This window comes from Sorangium sp. So ce590 (assembly GCF_051521365.1).
Lineage (GTDB): Bacteria > Myxococcota_A > Polyangia > Polyangiales > Polyangiaceae > Sorangium.
The window spans coordinates 7,779,065-7,794,366 of the sequence record NZ_CP150346.1; the positions used below are offsets into that span (position 1 = coordinate 7,779,065).

15 protein-coding genes are annotated in these 15,302 nt (G+C 73.6%); 7 read left to right on the top strand and 8 right to left on the bottom strand.

Features of this window, described 5'->3' with window-relative positions; all coding sequences use genetic code 11:
• Positions 1 to 18 precede the first annotated feature (18 nt).
• Entirely contained in the window at positions 19 to 831 is an 813-nt protein-coding gene (locus WMF28_RS29165; protein WP_437596606.1) for an OmpA family protein, read from the bottom strand.
• A gap of 127 nt (positions 832 to 958) precedes the next feature.
• Here WMF28_RS29165 and larE point away from each other — a divergent pair, with 127 nt between their 5' ends.
• The gene (larE, locus tag WMF28_RS29170; RefSeq protein ID WP_437596607.1) at positions 959 to 1,819 is read left to right on the top strand and encodes an ATP-dependent sacrificial sulfur transferase LarE; all 861 of its coding nucleotides are present in this window, start codon (positions 959 to 961) and stop codon (positions 1,817 to 1,819) included.
• A 180-nt stretch (positions 1,820 to 1,999) separates the two neighbouring features.
• Here larE and WMF28_RS29175 read toward each other — a convergent pair whose 3' ends face one another.
• The 3 genes from WMF28_RS29175 to WMF28_RS29185 all read right to left on the bottom strand — a co-directional run bounded on the left by WMF28_RS29175 (position 2,000) and on the right by WMF28_RS29185 (position 5,839).
• Positions 2,000 to 2,845, bottom strand: coding sequence for a pyruvate, water dikinase regulatory protein (locus WMF28_RS29175; RefSeq protein WP_437596608.1), 846 nt, complete (start codon positions 2,843 to 2,845; stop codon positions 2,000 to 2,002).
• Positions 2,846 to 2,946: 101 nt separating this feature from the next.
• On the bottom strand, positions 2,947 to 4,047 hold the full coding sequence (gene dnaJ / locus WMF28_RS29180; protein ID WP_437596609.1) for a molecular chaperone DnaJ: 1,101 nt from the start codon (positions 4,045 to 4,047) through the stop codon (positions 2,947 to 2,949).
• 52 nt (positions 4,048 to 4,099) lie between these two features.
• Positions 4,100 to 5,839: a class I adenylate-forming enzyme family protein gene (locus tag WMF28_RS29185; RefSeq protein ID WP_437596610.1), complete on the bottom strand. Its 1,740-nt coding sequence runs from the start codon at positions 5,837 to 5,839 to the stop codon at positions 4,100 to 4,102.
• A 48-nt stretch (positions 5,840 to 5,887) separates the two neighbouring features.
• Here WMF28_RS29185 and WMF28_RS29190 point away from each other — a divergent pair, with 48 nt between their 5' ends.
• From WMF28_RS29190 to WMF28_RS29200, 3 genes are all read left to right on the top strand, one after another.
• Entirely contained in the window at positions 5,888 to 6,292 is a 405-nt protein-coding gene (locus tag WMF28_RS29190) for a PilZ domain-containing protein (protein WP_437596611.1), read from the top strand.
• Between the two features lie 60 nt (positions 6,293 to 6,352).
• Positions 6,353 to 8,596, top strand: a complete 2,244-nt coding sequence (locus tag WMF28_RS29195; RefSeq protein WP_437596612.1) for a hypothetical protein — start codon at positions 6,353 to 6,355, stop codon at positions 8,594 to 8,596.
• A 134-nt stretch (positions 8,597 to 8,730) separates the two neighbouring features.
• Positions 8,731 to 9,294 carry a hemerythrin domain-containing protein gene (locus WMF28_RS29200; protein WP_437596613.1) on the top strand — a complete coding sequence of 188 codons (564 nt, stop codon included), beginning with the start codon at positions 8,731 to 8,733 and terminating at the stop codon, positions 9,292 to 9,294.
• A 50-nt stretch (positions 9,295 to 9,344) separates the two neighbouring features.
• Here the strand turns inward: WMF28_RS29200 and WMF28_RS29205 are convergent, their stop codons facing one another.
• Positions 9,345 to 10,502 (bottom strand): hypothetical protein, encoded by a 1,158-nt coding sequence (locus tag WMF28_RS29205; protein WP_437596614.1) that lies wholly within the window; start codon positions 10,500 to 10,502, stop codon positions 9,345 to 9,347.
• Positions 10,503 to 10,575: 73 nt separating this feature from the next.
• On the opposite strand from WMF28_RS29205, the gene WMF28_RS29210 reads away from it, so the two are divergent.
• Positions 10,576 to 10,881 carry a PilZ domain-containing protein gene (locus WMF28_RS29210; RefSeq protein WP_437596615.1) on the top strand — a complete coding sequence of 102 codons (306 nt, stop codon included), beginning with the start codon at positions 10,576 to 10,578 and terminating at the stop codon, positions 10,879 to 10,881.
• Between the two features lie 47 nt (positions 10,882 to 10,928).
• Here the strand turns inward: WMF28_RS29210 and WMF28_RS29215 are convergent, their stop codons facing one another.
• From WMF28_RS29215 to WMF28_RS29225, 3 genes are all read right to left on the bottom strand, one after another.
• Positions 10,929 to 12,215, bottom strand: a complete 1,287-nt coding sequence (locus WMF28_RS29215) for a FecR domain-containing protein (protein WP_437596616.1) — start codon at positions 12,213 to 12,215, stop codon at positions 10,929 to 10,931.
• Positions 12,212 to 13,177 carry an RNA polymerase sigma factor gene (locus WMF28_RS29220; RefSeq protein ID WP_437596617.1) on the bottom strand — a complete coding sequence of 322 codons (966 nt, stop codon included), beginning with the start codon at positions 13,175 to 13,177 and terminating at the stop codon, positions 12,212 to 12,214. The genes WMF28_RS29215 and WMF28_RS29220 overlap by 4 nt, the downstream gene beginning before the upstream one ends.
• A gap of 320 nt (positions 13,178 to 13,497) precedes the next feature.
• Positions 13,498 to 13,884: a hypothetical protein gene (locus WMF28_RS29225; protein ID WP_437596618.1), complete on the bottom strand. Its 387-nt coding sequence runs from the start codon at positions 13,882 to 13,884 to the stop codon at positions 13,498 to 13,500.
• Positions 13,885 to 13,985: 101 nt separating this feature from the next.
• Here WMF28_RS29225 and WMF28_RS29230 point away from each other — a divergent pair, with 101 nt between their 5' ends.
• Both WMF28_RS29230 and WMF28_RS29235 read left to right on the top strand, forming a co-directional pair.
• A complete protein-coding gene (locus WMF28_RS29230) occupies positions 13,986 to 14,837 on the top strand; it encodes a purine-nucleoside phosphorylase (RefSeq protein ID WP_437596619.1) in 852 nt (283 codons plus the stop codon).
• Positions 14,834 to 15,298, top strand: coding sequence for a cytidine deaminase (locus WMF28_RS29235; RefSeq protein WP_437596620.1), 465 nt, complete (start codon positions 14,834 to 14,836; stop codon positions 15,296 to 15,298). Before WMF28_RS29230 ends, WMF28_RS29235 begins: the two co-directional genes overlap by 4 nt.
• Positions 15,299 to 15,302: the final 4 nt, after the last annotated feature.

Genomic DNA, 15,302 nt, shown 5'->3' on the forward strand with positions numbered 1-15,302 from the left:
CTCAGGCGCTGAGGGCGCTCAGCCCCCGCCCGCCGGGGGAGCCCCGTCCTTCGCCGGCGCTTCCTTGGCAGGCGCGCTCGGCTTGAGCGGCTCGCCCTCCGGCCCCCCGGTCTCGGCCGGCCGCTTGACCGGCACCGGCTTGATCTCGTCGCCGGTCGCCACGAACGCCTTGCGGGGCGGGGGCGCCTTGGGCGCCGCCTGCGCCGCGCGCAGCTTGCGCTCCTCGAGGCTCAGCACCTCCAGCGCGAGGCCGCCCGCGTACGGGTCCTGCCCCTGGAAGGGGCGCCCGTTCACCTCGGCCACGTGGAGCTCGACCCGGCGGTTCTCGCTGCGACCTGCCGCGATCTCGTTCGGCCCGAGCGGGCGCGACTCGCCGAAGCCGACCGCGATCAGCCGGAGGTTCTCGACCCCGCGGTCGACAAGCCAGTCGGCGACCGCGAGGGCGCGCCGCGCGCTGAGCTCCTGGTTGCGCTCCTCGCTCGACTGCGCGTCGGTGTGCCCCTCGATCCGCAGCCGCGTCACCTCGGGGTGCTCCTTGAGGAACTGGAGCAGCGTCTCCAGCGTCTTCTCGCTGCCCGGCCGGATCACCGCCTTGCTCGTGTCGAAGACGATCTTGCCCTCGATGTAGACCTGGCTCTCCCCGCCCTGCTCCGACCAGGCTCTCTCCGGGTACCAGCGCGGGAGCGGCCGCTGATCGTCCGCGCGCGGCAGGTCCCGCGGCGGCAGCCGGTTGTCTCCGCACCCCTGGCCAGCGTGCGCGGCGGCCGCGAGCGCCACCGCGACCGCGAACGGCAGGGCGGTGCGGCCTGCCTGCTTCCTCTTCGGGTCCATCTCGCCCTTTAGCGTGTCAGAACCGGCGCTCGAACCGCAAGTAACCTGGCGGCATCGGGCGCGGATCCCACCGCGGGCGCCGGGCCGACCGGCGCACCAGACGGCTTGTGGTAAAGGGAGGAACGCCATGTCCGCGCCGTCGCTCACGCCCGAGGGCTCCCCCATCGACCCCAAGCTCGCCGGGCTGCGCGCCCGGCTCCGGGAGCTCGGATCCGTCCTCGTCTGCTACTCCGGCGGGGTGGACAGCGCCTTCGTCCTCGCGGTCGCCCACCAGGAGCTCGGCCCGAAGGCCGTCGGCATGACCGCGGTCTCGCCGAGCCTCGCGCCCGCCGAGAAGGACGATGCCACGGCGATCGCCCGGCTGATCGGCGCCGACCACCGCCTCGTCGCGTCGTCCGAGATCGACGACCCGCGCTACGTGGCGAACAACCCCGACCGCTGCTTCCACTGCAAGAGCGAGCTCTACCGGATCGCCGTGCACAAGCGGTCCGAGTGGGGGCTCGCGGCGATCCTGAACGGCACCAACACGGACGACCTCGGCGACTACCGCCCCGGGCTCGAGGCGGCGCGCGAGGCCGGCGTGGTGAGCCCCCTCGTCGAGCTCGGCTTCAGCAAGGCCGACGTGCGCGCCGGCGCGGCGCGCGTCGGCCTGCCCATCTGGGACAAGCCGGCCGCCGCCTGCCTCTCCAGCCGCATCCCCTACGGGACCAGCGTCACGCGCGAGCGGCTCTCGCAGATCGGCGGCTTCGAGGGCGCGCTGCGCGGCCTCGGGTTCCGCCAGGTCCGCGTCCGCTACCACGATGACCTCGCGCGCATCGAGCTCGACGCCGGCGAGCTCGCGCGCGCCGCCGAGCCCTCGTTGCGCGCCGAGATCGTGGCCGCCGGCAAGCGGCACGGCTTCCGGTACGTGACGCTCGATCTCGGCGGGTACAGGACCGGCAGCCACAACGAGGTCCTCGTCGGCCGCGCCCTCAAGATCGTGAGCTGACCGGCGGCGCGCCCCGCCGCACGCCCATCTGGACACGCCGCACGCCCATCTGGACACGCCGCACGCCCATCTGGACACGCCGCACGCCCATCTGGACACGCCGCACGCCCATCTGGACACGCCGCTTTCCTGCCTTCGCGCCGTGCGGCGGCGTCGCGCGTCCCGCTCGGCCGCGCGGCCTCACATCAGCGACGAGCGCGCGGCCTTCGCGCGCTCGTCGCGCTCCTTCAGGTGCTCCAGGATGATCACCGCCGTCTCCTCGATGGCGCGCCCCGTGACGTCGACAACCGGCCACTCCGGGTGCGCGGCGAAGAGCCGGCGCGCGTAGTCGAGCTCCTGCCGGACGTGCTCGCGCATCGCGTAGTTCGTCTCGGCGGGCATCCCGAGGTGGCGCAGGCGCGCCTGCCGGATCTCGCAGAGCTGATCGAGCCCGATGGTCAGGCCGACGACCCTGTCCTGCGGGGCGTCCACGAGCTCGGGCGGCGGCGCGACGCCGAGCACGAGCGGCAGGTTCGCGACCTTGAGGCCGCGCTGCGCCAGCAGCGTCGACAGCGGCGTCTTCGACGTGCGCGAGACGCCGACGAGCACGATGTCCGCCCGCTTGAAGTTCCTCGGCTCCTTGCCGTCGTCGCTCTTGACCGCGAACTCCACCGCCTCGATGCGCCGGAAGTACTCCTCGCTGAGCGGCAGCATCGCGCTCGGCAGGTTGATCGGCTCCCGGTCGAGGAAGGTGCCGAGCCGGCCGATGAGCGAGCCGATCAGATCGATCGCCTCGATGTTCAGCTCGGCCGTGGAGGCGTGCACGAACTCGCGCAGCTCGGGGCTCACCACCGTGAACACGACGAGCGCCCCCTCCCGGGCCGCGCGCTCGAGCACCGGCCGCGCGATGTCCGGCGTGCGCACCCGGGTGTAGAGGCGGATCTGCACCCCCGCGTCCGGGAACTGGAGCAGCGCGGCGCGCACGGCCTTCTCCGCCGTCTCTCCCGTGGAGTCGCTCAGGACGTCGATGAACTTCGGTCTATCCATGTCCGATGCCTCCTTCGCCATGTCGGCTCAGACGCTCGAGGCAGCGCTCGTGCCTCTGCGTTCAGCGGGACGCAAAGGATCACCCGCGGGCGCACGGCAGGTCAACCAAACAGACCCTTGAGCTTGTCCATGAAGCTGGCCTGCTGCGGCTGCACGTTCTCGCCGAGGTCCTTCGCCAGCTGCGAGATGAGCTCCTTTTGCGAGGCGGTGAGCTGCGTCGGCACCTCGACGCTCACCTCGACGAGCTGGTCGCCGCGCCCGCCGACGACGCGGCGCGGGATGCCCTTGCCCTTGATCCGGAGCACCGAGCCGGGCTGCGTGCCCGGGGGGATCCGCAGCCTGCCCTTCCCGTCGAGGGTCGGGATCTCCAGCTCGCCGCCGAGCGCCGCGCGCGCGAACGAGATCGGCACGGCGCACACAACGTCGTCGCCGACGCGGCGGAAGAGCTCGTGCGGCGCGACGCGGATGGTGAGCTCGAGATCGCCCGGCCCGCGATCGGGGCGGACGGCGTTGCCGCCGCGCTCCACGAGCCGGGTCGCGCCGTTCTCCACGCCCGCGGGGATGGTCACCTCGATGGTCTTCTGCTTCGCCGCGAGGCCGGCGCCGCGGCACGTCGTGCACGGGTCGGTCACGATCCGGCCCGTGCCGCGGCACCGGCCGCAGGGGCGCTCGATCGCGATGGGGAACATCCCCTGCTGCATCCGGACGCGGCCGCGGCCCGCGCACGCCGCGCAGCGCTCGGTCGACGCCCCGGGCGCGGAGCCCGAGCCGGCGCAGTCGCCGCACGGCTCGACGCGATCGTAGGTGATCTGCTTCGTGCAGCCGAACGCCGCCTCCTCGAAGCTGATCCGCACCTCTTTCTGCAGCGTCCCGCGGTCGCCCACCTTGATGCCGAGGGCGCCGAGCAGGTCGCCGAAGATGGCGTCGAGGTTGAGGTCCTGCATGTCGAAGGGCACGCCCTGGAAGCCCGAGCCGGCGGGGGCGCCGACGGCGGCGGGGCCGAACCGGTCGAACGCCGCGCGCTTCTGGGGATCGCTGAGGATCTGGTAGGCCGCGTTCAATTCCTTGAAGCGGACGTGCGCGCCCTGGTCCCCCGGGTTCTTGTCGGGATGGTGCTGCGCGGCGAGTCGCCGGAAAGCGCTTTTGATTTCATCCTGCGTCGAGGAACGCTCGACGCCCAACACTTCGTACGGATCCCGCACGAGGTGCGAAATAGCATCGATCGCCCTCCCGGGACAGCAGCTACCGGCGCGCCTACTCCGCTGGTTTCGGCTCGGGTCCGGCGAGGTCGCGCTTCATCACCTTGCCCGTCGGGTTGCGCGGCAGCGCGTCGACGAAGACGATCTCGCGCGGGACCTTCGGGCCCGCGAGCTCTGCGCGGCAGTGCGCCTCGATGTCGTCCTCGCTCGCGACCGCGCCGGGGCGCAGGGCGACGAACGCGCGCACGCGCTCCCCCCACGCGCGATCCGGGACGCCCACCACGGCGGCCTCGGCGACCGCCGGGTGATCGTGCAGCACCGACTCCACCTCGGCGGGGTACACGTTCACGCCGCCCGAGATGATCAGGTCCCGCTTGCGGCCTTCGATGTGGTAGCAGCCGCGCGCGTCGCGGCGCGCGAGGTCGCCGACCGAGAAGTAGCCGTCCAGCATCGACTCGCGCGTGGCGTCCGGATCTCTGTGGTAGCCGGAGACGAGCAGGGGGCTCCTCACATAGAGCTCGCCCACCTCGCCGTCGCGGCACGGCTCCCCGTCCTCGCCCACCAGCATGAGCTCGCTGCCGGCGACCGGGCGCCCGATGGTGCCCGGCGACGCGCGCAGATCCTCGGGGCCCGCGATCGTCACGATGCCCGTCTCGGTCGCGCCGTAGAAGTTGAAGAGCCTGTCGCCGAACACCCCCATCACCTTCGTCGCGAGCGCCGGCGGCAGCGGCGCGCCGCCCGTGAAGATCGCGGTGAGCGACGACGTGTCGTGGGCGCGGAGGCGCGCCTCGCCGAGCTCGAGCACGCGGTGGAGCATCGTCGGGACGACCGCCGTGGTCGTCACGCGGTAACGCTGGATCGCCTCGAGGAAGAGCTCCGGATGGAACTCCGGGAGGATCACGATCGTCGCGCCGAGGACCAGGGAGAGGTTCACGAAGCCGAGCGCCGTGAGGTGGTAGAGGGGGCACACGGCGAGGTGCACGTCCCCCGCGCGCATCGGGGTCGCGCCGATCGCCCCGAGCGCCGACACGACGACCCCGCCGCCGAAGCCGCGCACCGCGCCCTTCGGCTTGCCGGTGGTGCCGGAGGTGTACATCACCACCGCGGCCCGCTCGCTCCGATCCGGCGCGGCGCCGCGCTCGGTGATGAGCTCGTCGAAGTGCGCGAAGCCCGGGGCGCGCTCGCCGACCGCGATCATGCGCTCGCGCGGGATCCCCTCGAGCCGCGGCGCGGCCTCGCGGATCACGTCGGCGATGTCGGCGTCGAACACGAGCAGGCGTGCCCCGGAGTGGACGGCGAGGTAGGAGAGCTCGGCGGGGGTCGATCGCCACGAGGCCGTCACGACGGACGCGCCGACGCGGGCGAGCGCGATCTGGCTCATCACGAACTCGGGGCGGTTCTTGAGCGCGAGCAGCACGGTCGCGCCCGGGCCGACGCCGCGCCGGTCGAGCGCGTAGCCGAGCCGCTCGATCGCCTCGTTCAGCGCGAAGAACGAGTAGACCCGATCCTCGGCCGGGGCCTTCACGTCGCCCTCGGCCGCGCCGCGCGCGAGGCTCCGCGGGTCGACCACCGCGATGCGGTGCGGGCTGTTCTCGGCGTAGAACCGGAACAGGAGCGACGGGTTCGCCTTGCCCTTCGCGAGCTCGCGCGCGAGGACCTTGAGCCCCGGCCAACGCAGCGCGGCGAGGAGCCCCGTCTGCGTCACCGCCCGCCCGGCGACGAGCGCCCCGTCCTTGAGCGCGCCGATCCTGCGCCGCCCGCTCGCGACCGCGGCCCTGGCACCACCACGTTCCATGGGCGGCGACTTTACTCTGGGCCGCGCGCGCCGTGGTAGGGTGGTGCCGTGACGGAGACGGACCGCCGCTCAGCCAATCGGGCCGCGATCGAGCTGAGCGTGGAGTACAAGCGACTCAACACGTTCTTCGCCGACTACACGCGCAACATCTCGAAAGGCGGGACGTTCATCCGGACCGATCGCCCGCTCGCGATCGGCACCGAGTTCGTCTTCGCCCTCTCGATCCGCAACCTGGCCGAGCCGCTCCGCCTCCGCGGGCGGGTGAAGTGGATCGTGATGCCCGCCGAGGCGACGGAGGAGGCGCCGGCGGGGATGGGCATCGAGTTCCAGTATGCGAGCGAGGCGGAGAGCGCCGCGACCGAGGCGGTGGTCGAGCAGCTGATGATGAGCGAGCTCGGCGAGACGCTCGCGTCCAAGCTGCTCGGCCGCAGGCTCGGCGACGGCTCGCGGTAGCGCTGGCGACAGAGCCCCGGGGGGGTGCGCGCACGCTTCGCCCGTGTACACTGCCCCGCAATGTCGCTGCCGACCTTGCTCCCCCGGCGCCGTCTCGCCCGGGGTCTCGCCGCGCTCGCCCTCGCGCTCTCTCCCCTCGCCTGCGGGGCCTCCGGTACGCCGGGGGCGAAGGGGCCGCCCGGCGCCGAAGGCCGCGCCGCTGTCGTCGAGGTCCGCGACGCCGATTTCTCCGGCAGCCTCTTCACGATCGTGCGCGACGGCAAGCAGAGCCCGCAGCGCACGGGCCTGCTCATCGGCGTGATCCGCAGGCAGCTCGCGCACGCCGCGGCGCGCTTCCACGCCGGGCAGCCCGACCGGGCCGTCGACAGCGTCCTCGGCGCGCTCTACCTGGTCCGTCCCGGCGAGGGCCACGCCGAGATGATCGACGCCGTGGGCGAGCGCGCCCTCGCCGGCGCCATCGAGCGGCTGAGCCCGCGCGGCGACGAGGGGCGGGTGCGGGCGCTCATGGAGCTCCGCGCCGCCGCGCTGCCGAGCGGCAGCCGGGCCCGCGCCGAGGTCGACGAGCACCTGGCCGCCCTCGATCGCTGGATGAAGGAGACGCGCACCGGCGGGCCGCTCGAGCAGCTCGGCATGGAGCAGCGCGCGTCCGTCTCGCGCGCCCTCGTCGACAGCCGCCCGGAGACGATCCAGCGCGCCGCCGCCGCCACCGCGGCGTGGATCGACCGGGCGATCGAGTTCAACATCGAGTTCCGGCAAGGGGGGAAGCGGCCGGAGCGCGAGGAGGCGGTCGAGGCGGCGCGCGCGCTGGAGTCGGGCGGCGCGAGCATGGCCGCGCTGTTCCTCCGCTACGGCGACGCGAAGGGCGCGCTCGAGCAGATCGACCGCACGAGCGCGCGCCGGGTGATCCCGCCCGGCCTGTACGAGCGGATCAAGGCCGCCGCGTCCAGCGACGACGCGGTCTCGTGGCAGGCGCTCGCGACCGCCTTCGCCCTCCACGACACGCAGGAGCGCGACGCCGAGACCGGGATGCTGCAGGACCTGCTCAACGGGGCGATCTGGGGCACGGCCCTGGAGGCCTACCGGCGCGATCCGCTGAGCTACGACAGCGCCACGCTGATCTCCCAGGTGATGATCCGCCTCGGCATGTCGGAGGCGACGCCGCTCGTGGTCGCCGGCGCGCTCGGCGACCGGCCGAGCCCCGGCGCGCTCGGGGCCGCGCTGGGGCTCCTCTTGGGCGCGCTCTCGGAGGAGGCGTCGAACGACGATTTCGAGGCCGCCCGGCGCACCTACAGCGCCGCGGGGCCGCTGCTCGTGCTCGCCGACCGGGCGGCGCGCGGCGGCGCCGTGCTCGATCCGTCGGGCGCGCGCGTCCGGTCCCTCATGGCATCGCTCGAGCTGCGCGCCGGCAACCTCGCCGGCGCGCTGCCGCTGCTCCGCGCCGCCACGGCGGCCGAGCCGACGGTCAACGGGCTCACGCTCCTCGCGATGGCCGAGCGGCAGTCCGGCGAGCTCCAGGCCGCGCTGGAGGACGTGCGGCGGGCGCTGGGAGCGCCGGACGCGCGCACCGCGCCGCTCGAGATCATCCAGGCGCACGTGCTCGCCTTCGAGCTCCACCGCGAGGTGGGCACGCAGGAGCGGGCCAAGGAGTCGCTCGACGCGGCGCTCGCCGCCGCGCTCGACGCCCGGCAGCGCGCGCGAGATCCCGGCACGAAGGCGCGGACGGAGCGGCTGCTCGGGCGCATCCTCGATGGCTATGGCGACGAGAAAGGCGCGACCCGCGCCTACGAGCGGGCGTTCGCCCTGGTGGCCGCCGAGCCGCCGCAGCTCGGCGCCACGATGCTCGACGCCGTGGGGCGCGCGCTCGTCGAGCGCGATCTCCCCGCCGCGCGGCGGGCGCTGAAGCGCGGCCTCGAGGCGAACGTGGACGAGGAGGATCTCGTCTACGGCGGGCTCTGGGTCCTCCTGCTGGAGCGCGCCCTCGGCGTCGCGACGGACGGCACCGCGGGCCGCGCGCTGGACAGCGCGGCGAATCGCGCGTCCTGGACAGGGAAGCTCGCGGCGTGGGCGAACGGCAAGCTCAGCGACGCGGATCTCGACAAGCTCGCCCAGAGCGCGGCGCAGCGCGTGGAGGCGCAATTTTACACGGCGATGGCCAAGAAGGCGGCCGGTGATGCGGGCGCGGACGAGCGGCTCCGGGCGGTGTCGAAGAGCCCCGTGATCGACCTGCTCGAGGTGCACCTCGCGCGCGAGATGCTGGCCCCCGAGCTGCGGATCGAGCTGCCCCGCAACGCGAGCCTTCCTTGAAGGAAAGGTGGGATGTCGTGCCCCGCGCTGGTCAAGCGGCGAGGTGATCGGACGGCCAGCGCGCCGGCGCGTGAAACCGCGAGCGGAGAGAAAAAAGCTTCCACGCCTCCGCGCACTTGCTCGATCATCGATTGATGCCCGATGACCGGAACGATCCGCTCGAGAAGCTCACCGCCGCTCACCGGAGCCTGGAAGAGAACCTGAACGACCTCGCGCGCGCCGCGCGGGCGCTCAGCGATGCCCCCGGGCGCGCCACGGCGCTCGAGGGTCTCTCCAGCGTTGTGGCCTACTTCGAGCGGTCGATGAGCCGGCACCAGGAGGACGAGGAGCGCTCGCTGTTCCCGCGGCTCGCGGTGCTGGAGGCCATCGCGCCGACCCTCGATCGCCTCCGGCAGGAGCACAAGGCGCATCAGCGCGCGATCAACGCGCTGCGCGCCGCGATCGAGCGCGACGGCGGCCCCGAGGCGGTGGAGGTGCTCCCCCAGCTCATCGAGAGCCTGCGCGCCGCGTACCAGAGCCACGTGGCCTGCGAGGAGCAGGAGGTCTTTCCGGCCGCTCGCCGGTTCCTGCAGGCCTCGGCCATGCAGGGGATCATGAACGAGATGGAGACGCGCCGGGGGCGCGGCGCGCAAGGCAACCCTGCCAAGGGGATCAGCGGGCGCCCTCACCGCCCCGGCGGGATGCGCAGGGGCCCGTAGCGGCTCGGCGCGCCTGCTCGAGTCGCTCCTCGAGCGCGGCGCTCGGTCCGCTAGAACGACTCCTCGCTCGCGCGCTCCAGCGCCGCGCGCAGGTGGTTCTGCGCCCGCAGCGTGTACGCCCCGTCGGGGTGCTGCTCCAGGTGGCTGCGGAACGCCTCCGCCGACTGCACGAACTTCCTCAGCCGGTAGAGGGTGACGCCGCGGGCGAGGTGCCTGGGATACGCCGGGTCGAGCGCGGCGAGCTCGTCGATCTTCTTCAGGCGATAGTGCTCCTCGGCGCGCTGCGCCTCCGCCGCGCGGAGCGCCGCCGCGCGGAGCGCCGCCGCGGGCGAGCGCGACCCCGGCTCGCCGGCCTGCTGCTCCGGGCGCGCCGCCGCCTCCGCGGCGGGAGGCGCCGCGAGCTCCTGCGCGCTCCTCCCGCCGAGCGGGTGCGACAGCAGGAACTTGAACAGCGCGCGCTCCTCGTCGAGCGCCACCCCGAACGGAGCTCGCTGGAGGCCCACGATGGCGCCCCAGCGCTTCTTGAAGAGCACCCCGAGCACGGCGCCATCCATGGCGACGCGGCGCGCCTCGCCGCCGCCGCGCGGCCCCGCCTCCCCTCGCCGCAGCCATGTGTTTCGCCGGAGCAGCCCGATGAAATTGCCGCCGAGTTCGCGGAGCTCGTCGGACTCCTCGCCGGTCGCCTCGAAGCGGCGCACCTCGCGGACGAACGAGCGCATCTGGTAGGCCCGCAGCCGGAGCACCGCCTCGTCCCCCTGGGCGAGCGCGGGGCCCACGGCCTCGAGCACGCGCTTGCGCGCGGCGAGGAGCTCGGCCTCGGTGTGATCCGCGTCGGCGTCCACGACCCCGAACGCGCGGATGGCGGAGCCGAGCTCGCGCACCTCGGCGTCGAGCCCGAGCTGCTCGGCCTCTCCGGCGCGCGCGATGTCCGCGTCCCGCGTCCGCGCGAGGGCCTGCGCGTCGGCGAGCGGCAGCGGCAGCTCGGCGGGCTCGACCGATCGCGGCACCGTGAGGATGGCCGCAGTTCCCGCGATGAAGATGGCCACGAGCCCCGGCTCCCAGCCGTCGAGGTGCCGCTTCCAGCCGCGGCGCTCCGCCGGGCCCTCCGCGCGCGGCGACGCGGTGGAAGACGCGACGGCCCGGCTGCGGCTCGACCGAGCCGAGCGCGGCTCCCGGCGCTTGACAGCGACGCTCTCGGCTCGCGACATTGATCGTCTCCTCTGCGCTCCAGAATACCCCACGCGGCGACCTCCAGCGCCGCACACCTAGCCAGCGAGGCACGTGCGAGATCACCGCAAGCACCCGCGCAAGCTCATCGAGCTCTCGATCGCGTTCCGGATCGGCGACGGCCCGCCCGTCGATGCGACATGCCGCGACATCAGCCTCGGCGGGATGTTCATCAATACCAGCTCGCCCGCTCCCTTCGGAGCGACCATCGAGGTGCTGCTGTCCCTGGCGGGCCTGAAGCAGGCCGCCGCGATCCCGTCGGTCGTGCGATGGACCACCTCCGAGGGGATGGGGGTGCAGTTCGGGGTGATGGGCGCGCGGGAGACCTACGCGCTCACGCAGCTCCTCGGCTCGCTCTGAGCCTCCGCGCGGACGGCCGCGCAGCGCTCCCCGCGCGACGGCCGCGTTCAGTCCTCGATGGTCAACGGGATGGCGAGCTGCCTCGGGCCCTCCGCGAAGCGACCCTGGTAGAGGCCTGCAGCGCAGGCCTGCAGCGCAGGCCGGAGCGGCGGGTCGAAGCGCACGGCGGCGACGCTGCCGTCCGGGTGCACGGAGATGCGCAGCGTCGAGACGATCGACCTGCGGACCAAGGACGAACCGCCAGCGCTCTCGCGCGCGAAACAGCTCGACAGCAGCGACTGCACGGACGCTGACGTCAGCGCCGGCAGGTGAGCGGTCGCCTGCGGGTCGGAAACCGGCTCTGCGACGGCCAGCGACGGCTCGATCGGCGACGGCGGAGGCGGCTCGTCGACCGCCGGGGCGGCCGCCTCGGCGGCCGCCGAGAAGACGGGCGAGGCGGGCTCCTCCACGTGAGCGACGGCCACCGGGGCCGCAGCAGCTCCGCTCGGCGGACGCACGCCGGCGGTCGGCCGGGGCGACTCAGGCGGACGCGCCGGCTCCGGGGGCGCGGCGAGGGCGCTGTCCTGCGGCGCGGGGCGCTGGAGGAGGCGCGCCTCGCGGCCGCCGTCGAGCGAGAAGGTGCCGCGCGACGGACCGACGAGCAGGTGCGCGGTGGTCGCGCCGCGGTACGCCGCGGGACCGACCGCGACGGTGCCGTGCTCCACGTCGACCTCCACGCGATCCTCCAGGCGGGTCACGGTGAAGAGCGTGCCGTGCACCGCGACGCGGGTGCCGTCCACCTCGACGGCGAACGCCTCGACGAGCCCCTCCTCGGGCGCGCGCGTGACGACGTCGGCCCGCACCGAGCCCCGCTCGAGCGCGATCACGTGGCCGACCCCCGCCGCGCCCACGGCGCGCACCACGGCGCGGCTGTTCGGCAAGAGCGTCCAGCGCACCGAGCCGACATCGACGAAGGAGATCGCGTGGGCCGCGGCCTCGACGGAGTCGCCTGGCCGGAGGGCGCGAAAATCCAGGTCGTCGGCCGCCCCGGCGGCCCTGGGCACGTCCGCGAGATCGCGGGCGCGCGGCGGCGTCGACGTCGCCGCGACGGGCGGGGCGGAGCGCCCGGCCGCGAGGACCGCGAACGCGATCGCCGCCGCGGCCGCCGCGAACGCGAGCGCTCGCCCGAGCGGCGAGCGCTGCGGCGGAGCGGCGCGACGCTCCGAAGAGGGCCGATCGATCCGCGCGAACAGCTCGCGCTCGATGGCGTCCCAGCGAGGCTCCGGAGGCTCCTCGGCGCGGAGCAGCCGCTCCATGTGCTCCCGTGCCCGCTCGTACTGCTTTGCGCCGCTCACATGTCCTCCGCGTCGACAGCCGCTTGATCCGCCGCGGGATACCCCACTGCAGCGCCCCCTCTAGAAACCGGTTCGCGCGTCGCCTCCGGACCTGTGGCGTCCACCTTGTCCGCGCCGCCCTCGGCCAGCTCGACGGCGAGCTGGGCGAGCGCGGGCTCGGCGCGCATCATCGCCTCGATCTCCCGGCGCGCATAAAACAGCCGCGTCCGGACGGTCAGGACCGGGGCGCCGACGATCTCCGCGATCTCGGTTGGCGCGATCCCCTCGAGCTCGTGGAGGACGTAGACGACCCGCTTCTTCTCGGGGAGGCGCTCCAGCACCCGCCGGAAGGCGTCGATCCTGCGAGCGCGAGCGGCGTCTTCGTCCGGGAGCATGCCGCGGTCGGCCTCAAGATGGATGCTGGGCTCGCCCGCGAACACCGGCCGGGAGCGCGCCGCGCGCCGAGTCATCAGCACCGCATTGACCGTCACCCGGTGGAGCCACGTCGAGAACTTCGACTGCCCCCGGAAGTCCCCCAGGCTCCGGTGCACCTGGATGAACACCTCCTGGATGACGTCCTCCGCGTCGGCGGTCGGCCCGAGCATCCTGAAGACGAGCCGCGCGACGTCGCGGCGATAACGACGGAAGATCTCGGCAAAGGCCGTAGGGTCGCCGCTCTGGAAGCGGCGGATCCACTCGCCCACGTCGTCGGGCTCGGTCACGGGCGGAAGCCTATCCGCCCCCTCGGCGCTCATGGAGCTCGATGGCGAGACGACGAGCGCCGGACGGCGAGATAGGTCATGGCGCGCGAGCGCCGCGTCGAGCGCCACGCGCGCGTCCTGCGCGGCCCGGGCGTCCGCGCGGCCGTTCGGCGCCCCCCAGCCGAGGGGGAAGAACGACAGCGGGAGGTGCGCCCAGAACGCCCCCGTCTCGACCGCCACGGTATGCACGAAGGTCTCCGATGCGCCGAGCAGCCGGACCATTCATGGCGCTGCGAAGGCCGATGGCCCGTGCAGCGCCGCCCCGGGCCGCGATGACGCCCGGAAGCGCACAAAAGTTGTTCCTCCGGGCACATCGGCGCGACCTTCCGGCGCATGATCATCATCGCCGTGTCGCTGACCGTGGCCCTCGTCGCCGCCGACCTGCTCGAGCTGGGCTCGCGCCGCCGCGATCGCGCGTAGCGACCGGCTTCAGGCCCTGGACAAAAAGGTGCCCGGCTTGAGCCCACTTCGGCCTCGGGCCGACGTGCGCTCAAGCCGGGCGACGGGAAGAACCGTGGGTGTACCCGGGTCGTCCGGCCGGATCAGCCCGCGGCCTCGGCGCCCTCCGCCGCGGCGCCGCCCTTCTTCGGCAGCTCGAAGAGCGCCGACAGCTCGACCTTCTCCTGCTTCTTCTGCTCCAGGATGCGGTTGACCGCGCGCAGCAGGCGCGTCTTCGCAGGGCCGCTGATCGGCTTGCCCTGCAATGCCGCGCCCAGCGTGCGGTCGGTCACCGGGCGGCCGCTTCGCGGCTTCTTGGTGCTGGCGGCCTCCTTCTTCTTCGCAGCATCCTCGCTGCTGCGCGCCAGCCGCTTGGTCAGGCGGATCGCCCGATCCTCCGGCTGCAGCCGCTCGATCTTGACCGACACCGCAATGATGCGGCGGGGGTCGATCTTCTGTTCCTTCAAGAAATTTTCGATCTTGGTGCCCATCGTCGTCACTTACCCCGAAAGGGCGGCGACCCTATCACGCTCGGTGCCGCTGTGCATCTGCGACGTTTACCTCCCGCGTCGCCCTCGGGTAGCTTGTCGCGGTGACCCTCCTGGCCGAGCTCGACGAAGCAGCGCGCATCATTCACCAACGAATTCCGGCGTCTCCGAGCATCGGCGTGGTGCTGGGATCAGGGCTCGGGGGCTGGGGCGACGAGCTCTCCGGGCTCGTGAAGGTCCCCTACGCGGAGATCCCCGGCATGCCCCGGCCCGCCGTCGAGGGGCACGCCGGCTTCCTCTGCGCCGGGCGCGTCGGCGATGTGCCGGTCGTCTGCTTGCAGGGGCGCGCGCACCTCTATGAGGGGCACCCGCCGGCGAAGGTCGCGTTCGGCGTCCGCGTGCTCGCGCGGCTCGGCTGTCGCGCCGTGCTCCTGACGAACGCGGCGGGCGGCATCCATCCCGGCTTCGCCGCCGGCGACCTCATGCTGCTCACCGATCACCTGAACCTGATGGGGGTGAACCCGCTCCTCGGGCCGAACGACGAGGCGCTCGGCAAGCGCTTCCCCGACATGACCTACGCGCACGATCCCAGGCTGCTGGAGCTCGCGCGGGCGGCGGCGAGCGACGCGAGCGTCCCGCTGCGCGAGGGGGTCTACGCCGGTCTGCTCGGGCCGACGTACGAGACGCCCGCCGAGATCCGGATGCTGCGCGCGCTCGGGGCAGACGCGGTCGGGATGAGCACGGTCCCGGAGATCATCGCGCTCAGGCACATGGGCGTGCCGGCCGCGGCCATCTCGTGCATCACGAACCTCGCGGCGGGCCTGACGCAGCGCGAGCTCGACCACAAGGAGGTCGAGGAGACCGCCCGGAGGGCGCGCGCCCAGTTCACGGCGCTGCTCTCGGCGTGGGTCCGCCGCGTCGGCGAAGGCGCCGCGGCCGGGAGCTCTGCGTCGTGAGCCGCGCCCCGCAGGACGCCGTCGAGGCGCCCGCCGCTACCGAGGCGGCGCGGGCGATCGACTGGGACGCGCTCGACCGGGCGGCCCTCGCCGTCCGGGAGCGGGCGCACGCGCCGTACTCGGGCTACTGGGTAGGCGCGGCGATCCTCGTGCGGTCGGGCCGCGTGTTCGCCGGCTGCAACGTCGAGAACGCCTCGTACGGGCTCACGCTCTGCGCGGAGCGCTCGGCCATCGCGCAGATGGTCGCGGCCGGCGAGCGCGACCCGATCGCGCTCACCGTCGCCACCAGCGGGCCCATCCTCGGCAGCCCGTGCGGCATGTGCCGGCAGACCCTCGCCGAGTTCGCCGTCGATCTCCCGATCCGCCTCATCGCCGCCGGAGGCGGCAGCGTGGCGCCTCGGATCACCTCGCTGGCAGCGCTCCTGCCCGAGGCGTTCGGGGCGGCCGCGCTCTCGCGCTGATCGC